We start from the raw sequence: 12,026 nt of genomic DNA, 5'->3' as shown, positions 1-12,026 counted from the left end.
TCAAGCCGTTTTGCCTGACATTGACAGAAAAGAGAAAGAAGATGACGATTCCAAATTATCGCGACCAAATTAAGCTGGTCTTTTTTGATATCGATGACACGTTGTTTATGAAGCACCGCGATTTCCTGCCGGCAACGGTGCCTGTGTTTATGCGTAAGTTGAAAGAAAATGGCATTATTCCAGCCATTGCCACCGGGCGCACGCGTTGTGCATTCCCACAGAAATTAAATCAGGTGATTGAGCAGGAAGGCATTGATTTATTTGTGACCATGAACGGGCAGATGGCAAGTTATCGCGGGCAAGTCATTGAAAAACATGTGATTCCAACAGAAAAAATTCGCCGTTTGGTACATTTTTTTGAACAGCATCATATGCCTTATGCCTTTGTGTCGGATCATACGGTCGCTGTTTCAGAGCGGAATGCCGTGGTTCAATGCGCCATGGATCCGATTTTGAAAGATTACATTGTGGATAAAACCTTTTTTGAAGGAAACGATATTGGGCAAGTGTTGCCGTTTTATCGTGCAGAGCAGGATGAATTGGTGCAAAATTCAGGCATATTAGATGGCTTACGTGTGGTGCGTTGGCATGAAGACTCTGTGGATTTATTTGATGCGGAAGGCTCAAAAGCCCGTGGTATTCAAGCGGTGGTCAAACATTTGGGATTACAGATGGACAATGTGATGGCGTTCGGTGATCAATTAAATGACTTGGAAATGCTAAACACCGTGGGCGTAGGTGTCGCCATGGGCAATGGCCATGAAAAACTCAAAGCGATTGCCGATCATGTGGCGGAACCGCTTGAGCAAGACGGCATTTATCGCTTTTTAATGAAGGCGGGTTTGATTGATTAATCACGCCTTTGGGCAATACGCTTTCTGCCTTTTGCACGAATGAAAATATTAACTAAAAACAAACCGCACTTTATCTCGTAAAATAAAGTGCGGTGTTTTATTTTTATGTTTTTACAACAACATTTCTGTCTCGTAGAGTCAACGCTTATTCTTTGAACGAATCTTTTAAACGCTCATCGGCACGGCGTGCTTCACTTTTGTGTTGTAATTTGTTGAGTTGACGTTCTAGTTTTTCTTCAACGTCATTAATCGCTTTATACATATCTTCTGCTTCTGCTGTGGCTAAAAGATTGCCGTTCGGCGTGCCGATAGAGGCTTCCACAGAAAAACCTTTCGGGGTTTTATTCAAAATAAAATGAGGATTAATCAACTGAGTTTGCCATTTGTCCAACTTGGCAAGACGCTCTTCAACATGCGCACGGATTGCAGGGGTGATGTCCATTTGTTTGCTGGTGATATTCACTGTCATAGCATTTACCTCTTGTGTAATGAGTCGAACGACTCGGTTTGAATCCTTATCTCTAACATAGTGACCTTGCCTGTGATTTTCAAGCGGAAATATTTAAAAATATGATCTATGTCTAAAAAGAAGACCGCCCATTGTGGCGGCCTTGTTTTTTATTGTGAAAGTGCGGTCGTTTTTGAACGCGTTTTTAATCGCGGAAATTATTGAATTGGAAAGGTTGTCCCAGCTCGGCGGTTTTGACGAGTTGAATCACGGCTTGTAAATCATCGCGGGATTTGCCGGTAACGCGGACTTGCTCGCCTTGGATTTGGCTTTGGACTTTGATTTTGGAGTCTTTGATTAACTTAGTGATCTTTTTCGCCATGTCGGTTTCAATGCCTTGTTTCAGCTTGATTTCTTTGCTGTAGGTTTTGCCGCTGTGTTCATAGTCGGCAGGAATGTCTAACGAAGTGGATTCGATGTTACGTTTAATACACGCGTTACGTAAGATGTCGATGAGTTGCTCCACTTGGAAATCTGATTCGCTGCTCACTTTAATAGTTTCGTTTTTTTCGTTAAATTCAATTGCGGCTTGTACGTTACGGAAGTCCCAACGGTTAGTGAGTTCGCGGTTGGCGTTTTCCACGGCGTTGCGGATTTCGTGTCCGCTGATTTCGGAAACAATGTCGAATGATGGCATGGTTTTCTCCTTATTTCATTTTGTCGTTTGCACTTAAAATACATAAAAGTGCGGTTAAATCGGTGAAATTGACGATAACTTGCGCCAATTGTTGTACTTTTGGTTTGGCGTGATAAGCCACGCCGACATCGGCAACTTGCATCATGGCGAGATCGTTGGCGCCGTCGCCGATGGCAACAGTGTTTTCAGTGGCAATGTTAAATTGCTGTGCCAACTGTTGTAAGGTTTGCGCTTTGTATTGCGCATCCACAATGGCGCCTTGCACCTTGCCGGTAAGTTTGCCGTCAATAATTTCAAATTGATTGGCGGCAATAAAATCTAAGCCGAGTTTTTGTTGTAATACTTCGGCAAAATAGGTAAACCCACCGGAAGCAATCGCCACTTTCCAACCGTGATTTTTGAGTTCTTTGACTGTTTCCACCAATCCCGGCATCAGCGGTAAATGCTGTTTGACCTCTTGCAAAATGCTTTCCGGTGCGTTTTTTAAGGTGGCAACCCGTTGGCGCAGACTTTGACTAAAATCGAGCTCGCCACGCATGGCGCGTTCCGTAATGGCGGAAACCATCTCACCGGTGCCGGCAAGTTTGGCGATTTCATCGATACATTCAATTTGGATGGCAGTGGAATCCATGTCCATCACCAATAATCCTGCTTGCTTCAAACTGGCGTGAAAGTTGAGCGGTGCGATATCCAGTGCTAATTCATGGGCAATGCCAATCCATTCCGCTTTCCAGTTGCCTTTGAGCAACACCACGGTGTTATGCAACACCGTCCATGCGGCAAAACACAAAAAATTTTCACCGCACTTTTGTTGAAAAGCCTGTAGCGTTGTGAAGTTTAGCTTATCGGAATAAAGCACAAATGCCTGTGTGGCTTCACAAGGTTGATCGGCAATTAATGGGGCGGGCAACGAGGGAAAATGACGAAGAATATCGGTCAGATTTTGTGTTTGCATAAAAATCCTGTAAATTGTAGCGATTCTCAAAAAAGCGATTTATTCTAGCTTACTTATCCATCTTTGGGGAAAATAACTTGCATTTAGTAAAAGAAAAAATGATGAAATGGATGATGTTATTCGGCATTATGTTGCTATGTGCCGGCATCATGACGATCATTTTATTTGGTATAAAACAGTTCAGAATCGGCTCACAGCTTTCCAGCGTCAACCAAGTGGCGAACGTGTCCCATTTACTGGCGCGCCAACAAGCCAGTTTGTTCTCAATGTTGTTAGTTAATAATGCCAAAACTGAACAACTGGTGGAAAATTTAGATAACTTCGTCAAAGAGGAATTTGTGTTGGACGCCGCCGTTTATGCCCGTAATGGCGAATTATTGGCGCAAAGCACCAACTCACCGAACCTCCGCAGTTTATTGGGATTGGATAAACCGGAAGAAAAAGACACGGATTCACAACAAATTGTCGAACCGATTTATTCTTCAAACGGTGTAGAAGGTTTTCTGCGTGTAACTTTTGATGCCAAATATGCCCAATCGACAAAAAGCAAAATTAATCAGATGTTTCATCGGCTTTATGGCGAAATCATTATTGTATTTTTAGTGGGTGTCTTATTTGCCGGCAGCCTGCATTATTTCTTCAGCCAATATCACCGTAGCCGTGTTCACGTTGCAGAAAAAGCCCCAATGCCAAGCAATAAAGCTACACAATCCATGAGCAAGCTATTTCATCAGCGCAGAAGACGAGTGCGGTAGAAATTTACAGTAGAAACTGACAATAGAAACTCACGGCAGAAATGTCGGCAGAAAATTCAAGCAGAAAGGAAGTAAAGAAGAAAGTAAAAGTGCGGTAGAAAATCGGGGGGAAATCTCCTCAATTTTCTACCGCACTTTTGTCGAGGGCTAAACAGCGGTTAATTCGGTCATTGCCCAACGGGGACGCACTTCGATGGCAAGATCTTGCTGCTGTCCTTGTTTTAAACGTAGAAAACCGGCATAAGCAATCATGGCGCCGTTATCGGTACAAAATTGCGGTTGTGGGTAAAACACTTCACCCCCGAATTGTTGCATCAGCTCCGCCAAGGTTTGGCGCAACTGTTTATTGGCGCTCACGCCACCGGCAATCACTAAACGCTTCAAGCTCGTTTGCTTTAACGCACGCTTGCATTTGATAGCGAGTGTGTCCACCACCGCCTCTTGGAACGCATAAGCAATATCTGCTTTGCTTTGTTCGGTTAATTCCCCTTCTTCTTGCACCACTTGATGCAGCGTATTGGCGGCAAAGGTTTTTAAACCGGAAAAACTAAAATCCAAACCGGGACGATCGGTCATTGGGCGAGGGAACGCAAAACGATTCGGCGTACCCTTTAACGCTAAACGTGCCAGTGCCGCGCCACCGGGATAATCCAAACCGAGTAATTTTGCCGTTTTGTCAAACGCCTCCCCGGCGGCATCATCAATAGATTCGCCTAATAATTCGTAGCGTCCAACACCATCCACACGCACTAATTGGGTATGTCCGCCGGACACTAACAACGCCACAAAAGGAAAGTGCGGTGGATTTTCTTCCAGCATCGGCGCCAGTAAATGCCCTTCCATATGATGTACGCCGATGGCAGGGATATTCCACGCATAGGCTAAAGAACGCGCCACGGTAGAGCCCACTAACAACGCACCAACCAAGCCGGGGCCACTGGTATAAGCGATGCCGTCAATGTCTTTGGCGGTGAGATGGGCTTCTTCAAGTGCAGCCTGTAATAAGGGGGCGAGTTTGCGGATATGATCGCGCGAGGCAAGTTCCGGTACAACGCCGCCGTAATCGGCGTGTAGCGCAATTTGGGTATGGAGCTGATTGGCGATCAAGCCTTTTTCTTCGTCATAAATGGCAACGCCTGTTTCATCACAGGACGTTTCGATGCCTAAAATTCGCATTGGTATTCTCTGTTTATCTTGGATTTATGCCACAAATTTTACCTTTTTTACTCAGGTTTAACTAGTTTATCAACACGGATTTCAGGAAAAGGCGAATCTTTCCTTTACTTTTCCTGTTAAGTTGGATTAAAATTGCGACCTTTATTGAATCTGCCGCAACTTGCGGCAACAAATAAAATTTAAATTGCAATTAAATTAATTAAACTCATTGAGGTGATTGGCTTATGCCTGTAATTAAAGTTCGTGAAAATGAATCCTTTGACGTAGCATTACGTCGTTTCAAACGCTCTTGCGAAAAAGCTGGTATCTTAGCAGAAGTTCGTGCTCGTGAATTCTACGAAAAACCAACAACGATTCGTAAACGTGAAAATGCCACCCGCGCAAAACGTCACGCAAAACGCGTTGCTCGTGAAAACGCACGTAATACACGTTTATACTAATAACCGCATTTTAACTCGAGTTATTCAAACCGTGAATCTTCCAAGGCTCACGGTTTTATTTTCTCTTAATCTCATCAGTTAGGCTCATATTTCATTCACAATAAGAGGCAGAATACTCGATGAAAGGTTCCATTCCCCGCACATTTATAGACGATATTTTAACCAAAACTAACATCGTCGATTTAATTAATTCCCGCGTAAAACTGAAAAAAGCCGGCCGTGATTATCAAGCCTGTTGCCCGTTTCACCATGAAAAAACACCGTCTTTTACCGTCAGCGATAAAAAGCAGTTTTATCATTGCTTTGGTTGCGGTGCACACGGTAATGCCATTTCCTTTTTAATGGAATATGACAAGCTGGAATTTGTAGAGGCGGTGGAAGAACTGGCAGGTTTTCTCGGCTTGGAAATTCCCTACGAAAAACGACCGCACTTTAACGATAACGGCAAGCAGGTTAATTTCCAAACTAAGCGAAATCTATATGAGTTAATGCAGGAAATCGCCAAATTTTATCAGCAACAATTGCCGTTAAATATTCCGGCACAAAGTTATCTGCAACAACGCGGATTGTCAGCGGAAATCATTGACCGTTTTCAAATCGGTTATGTGCCAAACGCCATGGATACCGTATATCGTCAATTCGGTAAAACCCGTGAAGAGCAACAAAAACTGTTCGATTTAGGCATGCTGTCGCGCAATGATCGTGGCAATGTGTACGACAAATTCCGTAATCGGATTATGTTCCCCATTCGTGATCGTCGTGGGCGTACGGTCGCGTTTGGTGGGCGCGTGTTAACCGATGAAAAACCGAAATATTTAAACTCACCGGAAACCGTCACCTACCACAAAGGCAGTGAACTCTACGGTTTATTTGAAGCGCTACAGGCGGACGATTCGCCCCAAAAACTGCTGGTGGTTGAAGGTTACATGGACGTGGTGGCATTAGCCCAATTTGGTGTCAATTATGCTGTGGCGTCTCTTGGTACTTCCACGACCTCGGAACAAATTCAATTACTTTTTCGCTCCACAGAACAAGTGATTTGCTGTTATGACGGCGACCGCGCGGGACGAGATGCCGCATGGCGCGCCTTAGAAAATGCGTTGCCTTATTTAGAAGACGGACGGCAGCTAAAATTTATCTTTTTACCGGACGATGAAGACCCTGATAGCTTCATTCGTCAATACGGTAAACAAGGCTTCGAGGAATACATTGAGAACGCGCAATCTTTGAGCGAATTCTTGTTTGCGCACTTAACTCCGCAAGTGGATTTTTCTTCAAAAGAGGGCAAAGCGAAACTTGCCGCACTGGCGATTCCGCTAATTAAGCAAATTCCGGGCGATGTATTGCGGTTGGATTTGCGTAATACGCTGGCGAAAAAATTAGGAATTTTGGATCCGACACAGCTGGAAAGTCTGCTCCCGAATCCTGCCAAACCACACAATGAAACCACCGTGCCGACCATGCAGTTCAAGCGCACGCCAATGCGGATTCTCATTGCGTTATTGTTACAAAATCCGGAATTGGTGAAATTCATACCGGATTTGGAACCGCTCAAAAACTTAGACGAGCCGGGCTACGATTTACTCGCAGAACTGACCGCACTTTGTCGTGAAAAAATTGGTATTAGTGCCGGTCAACTGCTGGAGCATTGGCGCGATACACCCCAACAAGGGACGCTTGAAAAATTGCTGGCGTGGAACCATTTGATTGAAGACGATAAGATCGAAGATACGTTTCGCGAAACATTGCGTTATTTTTATCTGCAACTGGTGGATAAGCGCATCCAATGGCTCATTGCAAAAGATCGTGCGGAAGGCTTGGATCTTAACGAAAAGCAAGAGCTTTCACATTTGTTAGTAAAAAAACAAGAAAAGAAATAGTTAAACCCTAGTAAGAATGCTAAAATCCCTAGCATTTTATCTTCACTAAATAAGTCAGCAAGGCGGATATTAAATATGGATCAAAATCCACAATCTCAATTGAAACTACTCATCGCACAAGGGAAAGAGCAAGGTTATTTAACTTATGCCGAGGTCAATGACAGCCTGCCTGAAGAATTAGTCGATGCGGATCAGATTGAAGATATTATTCAAATGATTAACGACATGGGCATTCAGGTGTTGGAAGCCGCACCGGATGCCGATGATCTGATGCTCAACGAAAATATCGCTGATGAAGATGTTGTCGAAGAAGCCACCCAAGTGTTATCTAGCGTAGAAGCAGAACTCGGTCGTACCACCGATCCTGTGCGGATGTATATGCGCGAAATGGGAAGCGTGGAATTGCTCACCCGCGAGGGCGAAATTGACATCGCCAAACGCATCGAAGAAGGCATCAACGAAGTGCAAAGCGCCGTTGCTGCCTATCCTGAAGCCATTACCCATCTCATTGAACAATATGACGCAGTGGAAAGAGGGGAAGCCCGCTTAGCGGATTTGATTACCGGTTTTGTTGATCCGAACGTCATCACCGAAGCCGACAATGCCGAATTAGAAGAAACCTTCGCGTCAGATGAAGAAAGCGAAAGTGTCGATGCGACAGAGGAATTAGAGGACGAAGAAGGCAACGAAGAAAATAGCAGCGATGAAAGCGACAGTGATAACAGCATTGATCCTGAAGTTGCGCGCGAAAAATTCACCGCACTTAAAGATCAACATCAAAAAACACTGGCAAGCATTGCAAAACACGGTCGCACCTCAGCCAAAACCAAAGCGGAAATTCAAGTATTATCCGAGATTTTCACCACATTCCGCTTAGTGCCGAAACAGTTTGATGCTTTAGTGTTGCGTATGCGCGACATCATGAAGCAAGTGCGCAACCAAGAACGCACCATTCAAAGAATCATGGTGGATAATGCCAAAATGCCAAAAGCGACTTTCCAAAAAAGCTTTATCGGACACGAAACCCAAGACGTTTGGCTGGTGAAAGCCTTAGCGGCAGGAAAGTCTTGGTCGGAAAAATTAGTGCAATATGAAGCGGACTTACGTCAGGCGATTGCCAACTTAGTTCAAATTGAACAAGACACCAACCTCACCATTCAGCAAATTCGAGACATTTGCGAACGCATTTCGCAAGGCGAACTCAAAGCGCGCCGTGCCAAAAAAGAAATGGTAGAAGCGAACCTGCGTTTGGTGATTTCCATTGCGAAAAAATACACCAACCGTGGCTTGCAGTTCCTTGATTTAATTCAAGAAGGCAATATCGGCTTAATGAAAGCCGTGGATAAATTTGAATACCGCCGTGGTTACAAATTCTCCACTTATGCCACCTGGTGGATTCGTCAGGCGATTACGCGCTCTATCGCCGACCAAGCACGCACCATTCGCATTCCGGTGCATATGATTGAAACCATCAACAAACTCAATCGTATTTCTCGCCAAATGTTGCAAGAAATGGGACGTGAAGCCACACCGGAAGAACTGGCAGAGCGCATGGGAATGCCGGAAGACAAAATCCGCAAAGTGCTGAAAATCGCCAAAGAACCGATTTCAATGGAAACCCCAATCGGCGATGATGACGACTCCCATTTAGGCGATTTCATTGAAGATTCCACCTTGGAACTGCCATTGGATTCCGCCACCGCACAAAGCCTAAAAGCCGCCACACACGAAGTGTTGGAAGGCTTAACGCCACGTGAAGCGAAAGTGCTTCGTATGCGTTTCGGTATCGACATGAACACCGACCACACATTAGAAGAAGTCGGCAAACAATTCGATGTAACCCGTGAACGTATTCGTCAAATCGAAGCCAAAGCACTACGCAAATTGCGCCACCCAAGCCGCTCCGAAACCTTACGCAGCTTCTTGGATGAATAGCGAGCACATCAACGCACAACACCAAACAAAGAGAGGAAAGGAAACCTTCCTCTCTTTTTATTTGCCCGTAGAGTGCAACAACACATTGTGCAAATTGAATCCCCGTAGCGTGCAACTCGTTGCACGAAATCGTCAATCACGCACCGAGGTTAAATCATTCTCCCCGTAGCGTGCAACTTGTTGCACGAATAAAAAACGGTCGTGAGGGAAATCATTCGTGCATCAAGATGCACGCTACACATGAAATAAAAACACTACGTACGTTATTCATTCGTGCAACAAGTTGCACGCTACGTACGAAATCATAAATACCCGAAAGAGGTTGAATAGCGTTCCGTGCGTGCTTCGGTCGTGCATCAAGATGCACGCTACGCACGAAATACACACAACGTAAAAATACGCTCAAAAATCACCGCACTTTATGGATGGCTTGCGTGATAATTGCAGGAATTGTAGAATGAAACCAAACTTCAACGAACAGGGAATCCTATGCAAATCACCCTCTCATCTCCGCCTGTATTTAAGCAAAAAGAGACATATTACACCGAAGAAGAGCAACATTTGCTCGAACAACTAGAAAAAGGCATAGTGAAAACAATTTCTCACGAACAAGTGATGATTGATTTACGCCGAGAATTAAAGCTAGATGAAGTTTGATTACCTCATTAAATGGCATAGCATGGCGGAGGAAAAATTACGCAACCAAGCTCGCTACATTCTACAACAATCCCAAAATAGGCTTATCGCAGAGCATTTTTACGATGCCGTTAAAAGCGAAATAGACAAGCTTTCCTACACAGCAGACGTTTACCGGCTCAGAAAGAAAAAAGAAATTTCAATATTGAATGGTAAATACGCCGTTAAATTTCTTGTTGGCGTACACACCGTTTACATCATTGATTTCAAATCCGCAAAACAACAACATTATTCTACCCCGTAGCGTACAACTTGTTGCACGAAATCGCAAATCACGCACCGAGGTTAAATCATTCTCTCCCGTAGCGTGCAACTTGTTGCACGAATAAAAACGCTCATAAGGGAAAATCTTTCGTGCATCAAGATGCACGCTACAGACGAAATCATGAATACCCGAAAGGTGGTGAATAACGTTCCGTGCGTGATTCTTTCGTGCATCAAGATGCACGCTACGTACGAAACGGCAAACAACGTGCGAATTTTAAATGAAATGCCTGAAATCGGCTTGAAACCAACACAAAAAATGCTTATCTTACAAAAGAAGGCGTAAGCTGCCATAAGTGCTACTTAATGAGGTGAGGACTACCCTAGTGCTAAAAAAGATGCCGTCAGGCATCTTTTTTTATATGAATTATTATCACAATAATCTCCCGTAGTGTGCAACTTGTTGCACGAATAAAAACGCTCATAAGGGAAAATCATTCGTGCATCAAGATGCACGCTACAATATGGAATAACCCTTTTTGATGGCGCGCGTTTCCTAACGCGTGCCTTTTATATTCGGTTATCGGCACACGCTGTGAAGCGTGCGCCATCAAAAGCGAAATAAAAAGCCCGATAATTGATTATCGGGCTTTCTTAAAAGACATCTTGATGAATTCGGTGTGCCGAACCATAATAATTTCACTTTCAAGGGGTAATCTTGAAAGTGAGTGTAAGGCTTAAACCTTACAATGAAGAGGATAATATAATGTTGAAGACCATTATCCTAGTTATCGTGTTGTTGCTCTGGTCTTTGCCGGCTTACTAACTCGATAACTTACTGGGGGAGGACGAGTCCCCCAGTTCTTCAAAATTATGGCGTATCACAAAAAAATTGTCAATCAACGAAACCCACCCCGCAACGCCGGATTGCCTCAAAAAACACGCTCAAAAACCACCGCACTTTATTCCGCATCGAGGTGAAATTTTTCGCGCATCAAGATGCACGCTACGCACGAAATCGTGAATACAGGCTACGCACGAAATCGTGAATACAGGCTACGGACTTAAGGTGAAAATGAGGGTTGGGGATAAAGCCGGCGGCTATGAACTACCGTTTTGATATACACGGTTTCTTCAACAACGCGATAAATAATACGATAATTTCGACAAAAGGCTTCACGCTCACCGTCCTCGCGCAAACGACCGATGGCATCAGGCATAAAGGCAATCAAGCGGAAAGTTTTTTCAAATTCGGCGAGGAGTTTTTCCGGTGTGGAAATAAACCCGGTGAATTCGTAAACATTGGCGAGGATTTCATTGATATTGTCTGTGGCGAGTTTAGACAAAATCACATTAGCCATAAACCGACTCATGTTGCTCATCCAACTGCGCGAGTTCAGCCGCTTTCTGTTGAATGGTTTGTTGCCATGTTGCGCGCGCCTCTTCTAACGAATGACAACGCCCCATCAGAATATCCTCATTGCCTCGTGCAATATTCTCAGCTAAAAATGCGTCATACCCTTTTTCAGTCAGCAACATTGTTTTCTCCTCAATAAATTACGTTTTACTATAATCTTGAGCACCCACAAAATCAACTCCCGTAGCGTGCAACTCGTTGCACGAAAAAACACGCTCATAAGGGAAATCTGTCGTGCACCAAGATACACGCGACGGAGTGCGAAAGGCGCGCTTAACCGGCAAGCTCCAATAATACATCGGGGTGGTGGGTGGCGATTTTTAATAACGTTGCTGCTGCGCCTGTGGGTTTGCGTCTGCCTTGTTCCCAGCCTTGTAACGTGCGGACGGAAATTCCCATAAGTTGCGCAAAGGCGGATTGCGACAACCCGGTGTTTTTGCGTGCGGCAATTGCCTCATTGGTGATCTCGCGCTCACGGCATTGCCCGGTCTTAATTTGGCGTACGGAGCTTAACAACAGCTCGCCGATTTCTTCGCCGGTGAATTCGTGTTCGGCAATATTGATTTTCT

At 44.5% G+C, this 12,026-nt stretch carries 14 protein-coding genes; 7 read left to right on the top strand and 7 right to left on the bottom strand.

The annotated features are described in order from the left end of the window. Positions 1–41: 41 nt before the first annotated feature. Positions 42–854 (top strand): Cof-type HAD-IIB family hydrolase, encoded by an 813-nt coding sequence (locus HMPREF9065_RS01500; RefSeq protein ID WP_021616829.1) that lies wholly within the window; start codon positions 42–44, stop codon positions 852–854. A gap of 145 nt (positions 855–999) precedes the next feature. Here the strand turns inward: HMPREF9065_RS01500 and raiA are convergent, their stop codons facing one another. The 3 genes from raiA to serB all read right to left on the bottom strand — a co-directional run bounded on the left by raiA (position 1,000) and on the right by serB (position 2,954). Beyond that, positions 1,000–1,323: a ribosome-associated translation inhibitor RaiA gene (gene raiA / locus HMPREF9065_RS01505; protein WP_021616828.1), complete on the bottom strand. Its 324-nt coding sequence runs from the start codon at positions 1,321–1,323 to the stop codon at positions 1,000–1,002. Positions 1,324–1,507: 184 nt separating this feature from the next. Continuing rightward, positions 1,508–1,999, bottom strand: a complete 492-nt coding sequence (locus tag HMPREF9065_RS01510) for a YajQ family cyclic di-GMP-binding protein (RefSeq protein ID WP_021616827.1) — start codon at positions 1,997–1,999, stop codon at positions 1,508–1,510. A 10-nt stretch (positions 2,000–2,009) separates the two neighbouring features. Next, a complete protein-coding gene (serB, locus tag HMPREF9065_RS01515; RefSeq protein WP_021616826.1) occupies positions 2,010–2,954 on the bottom strand; it encodes a phosphoserine phosphatase in 945 nt (314 codons plus the stop codon). A 77-nt stretch (positions 2,955–3,031) separates the two neighbouring features. Here serB and HMPREF9065_RS01520 point away from each other — a divergent pair, with 77 nt between their 5' ends. After that, positions 3,032–3,709, top strand: coding sequence for a YtjB family periplasmic protein (locus HMPREF9065_RS01520; protein WP_033002733.1), 678 nt, complete (start codon positions 3,032–3,034; stop codon positions 3,707–3,709). Positions 3,710–3,856: 147 nt separating this feature from the next. Here HMPREF9065_RS01520 and tsaD read toward each other — a convergent pair whose 3' ends face one another. Beyond that, on the bottom strand, positions 3,857–4,885 hold the full coding sequence (gene tsaD / locus HMPREF9065_RS01525; protein WP_021616824.1) for a tRNA (adenosine(37)-N6)-threonylcarbamoyltransferase complex transferase subunit TsaD: 1,029 nt from the start codon (positions 4,883–4,885) through the stop codon (positions 3,857–3,859). A gap of 224 nt (positions 4,886–5,109) precedes the next feature. On the opposite strand from tsaD, the gene rpsU reads away from it, so the two are divergent. From rpsU to HMPREF9065_RS01545, 5 genes are all read left to right on the top strand, one after another. Beyond that, positions 5,110–5,325 carry a 30S ribosomal protein S21 gene (gene rpsU, locus HMPREF9065_RS01530; protein WP_005701713.1) on the top strand — a complete coding sequence of 72 codons (216 nt, stop codon included), beginning with the start codon at positions 5,110–5,112 and terminating at the stop codon, positions 5,323–5,325. A 119-nt stretch (positions 5,326–5,444) separates the two neighbouring features. Further along, positions 5,445–7,205, top strand: coding sequence for a DNA primase (dnaG, locus tag HMPREF9065_RS01535; RefSeq protein ID WP_021616822.1), 1,761 nt, complete (start codon positions 5,445–5,447; stop codon positions 7,203–7,205). Positions 7,206–7,280: 75 nt separating this feature from the next. Then, positions 7,281–9,140 carry an RNA polymerase sigma factor RpoD gene (gene rpoD / locus HMPREF9065_RS01540; RefSeq protein WP_021616821.1) on the top strand — a complete coding sequence of 620 codons (1,860 nt, stop codon included), beginning with the start codon at positions 7,281–7,283 and terminating at the stop codon, positions 9,138–9,140. Positions 9,141–9,629: 489 nt separating this feature from the next. After that, the gene (locus HMPREF9065_RS10240; protein ID WP_021616818.1) at positions 9,630–9,797 is read left to right on the top strand and encodes a hypothetical protein; all 168 of its coding nucleotides are present in this window, start codon (positions 9,630–9,632) and stop codon (positions 9,795–9,797) included. After that, complete coding sequence (locus HMPREF9065_RS01545; RefSeq protein WP_021616817.1) at positions 9,787–10,080, top strand: hypothetical protein; 294 nt, start codon at positions 9,787–9,789, stop codon at positions 10,078–10,080. Before HMPREF9065_RS10240 ends, HMPREF9065_RS01545 begins: the two co-directional genes overlap by 11 nt. Before the next feature lie 1,024 nt (positions 10,081–11,104). Here the strand turns inward: HMPREF9065_RS01545 and HMPREF9065_RS01550 are convergent. The 3 genes from HMPREF9065_RS01550 to HMPREF9065_RS01560 all read right to left on the bottom strand — a co-directional run. Then, on the bottom strand, positions 11,105–11,401 hold the full coding sequence (locus HMPREF9065_RS01550) for a type II toxin-antitoxin system RelE/ParE family toxin (protein WP_021616813.1): 297 nt from the start codon (positions 11,399–11,401) through the stop codon (positions 11,105–11,107). Continuing rightward, complete coding sequence (locus HMPREF9065_RS01555; RefSeq protein WP_021616812.1) at positions 11,394–11,579, bottom strand: hypothetical protein; 186 nt, start codon at positions 11,577–11,579, stop codon at positions 11,394–11,396. Before HMPREF9065_RS01555 ends, HMPREF9065_RS01550 begins: the two co-directional genes overlap by 8 nt. Positions 11,580–11,730: 151 nt before the next feature. Further along, positions 11,731–12,026: helix-turn-helix domain-containing protein (locus HMPREF9065_RS01560; RefSeq protein WP_021616811.1), on the bottom strand; the 296-nt coding region annotated here is incomplete at its 5' end.

This window comes from Aggregatibacter sp. oral taxon 458 str. W10330, assembly GCF_000466335.1.
GTDB lineage: Bacteria > Pseudomonadota > Gammaproteobacteria > Enterobacterales > Pasteurellaceae > Aggregatibacter.
The sequence above is the reverse complement of the archived record's forward strand: the minus strand, read 5'-3'. Positions and strand labels throughout refer to the sequence as shown.

Bases quoted from the DNA above. Each gene is read 5' to 3' on its own strand.
- HMPREF9065_RS10240 (WP_021616818.1), top strand. From the start codon at position 9,630: ATGCAAATCACCCTCTCATCTCCGCCTGTATTTAAGCAAAAAGAGACA.
- HMPREF9065_RS01500 (WP_021616829.1), top strand. From the start codon at position 42: ATGACGATTCCAAATTATCGCGACCAAATTAAGCTGGTCTTTTTTGAT.
- dnaG (WP_021616822.1), top strand. From the start codon at position 5,445: ATGAAAGGTTCCATTCCCCGCACATTTATAGACGATATTTTAACCAAA.
- serB (WP_021616826.1), bottom strand. From the start codon at position 2,954: ATGCAAACACAAAATCTGACCGATATTCTTCGTCATTTTCCCTCGTTG.
- HMPREF9065_RS01550 (WP_021616813.1), bottom strand. From the start codon at position 11,401: ATGGCTAATGTGATTTTGTCTAAACTCGCCACAGACAATATCAATGAA.
- HMPREF9065_RS01545 (WP_021616817.1), top strand. From the start codon at position 9,787: ATGAAGTTTGATTACCTCATTAAATGGCATAGCATGGCGGAGGAAAAA.
- tsaD (WP_021616824.1), bottom strand. From the start codon at position 4,885: ATGCGAATTTTAGGCATCGAAACGTCCTGTGATGAAACAGGCGTTGCC.
- HMPREF9065_RS01510 (WP_021616827.1), bottom strand. From the start codon at position 1,999: ATGCCATCATTCGACATTGTTTCCGAAATCAGCGGACACGAAATCCGC.
- rpoD (WP_021616821.1), top strand. From the start codon at position 7,281: ATGGATCAAAATCCACAATCTCAATTGAAACTACTCATCGCACAAGGG.
- raiA (WP_021616828.1), bottom strand. From the start codon at position 1,323: ATGACAGTGAATATCACCAGCAAACAAATGGACATCACCCCTGCAATC.
- rpsU (WP_005701713.1), top strand. From the start codon at position 5,110: ATGCCTGTAATTAAAGTTCGTGAAAATGAATCCTTTGACGTAGCATTA.
- HMPREF9065_RS01555 (WP_021616812.1), bottom strand. From the start codon at position 11,579: ATGTTGCTGACTGAAAAAGGGTATGACGCATTTTTAGCTGAGAATATT.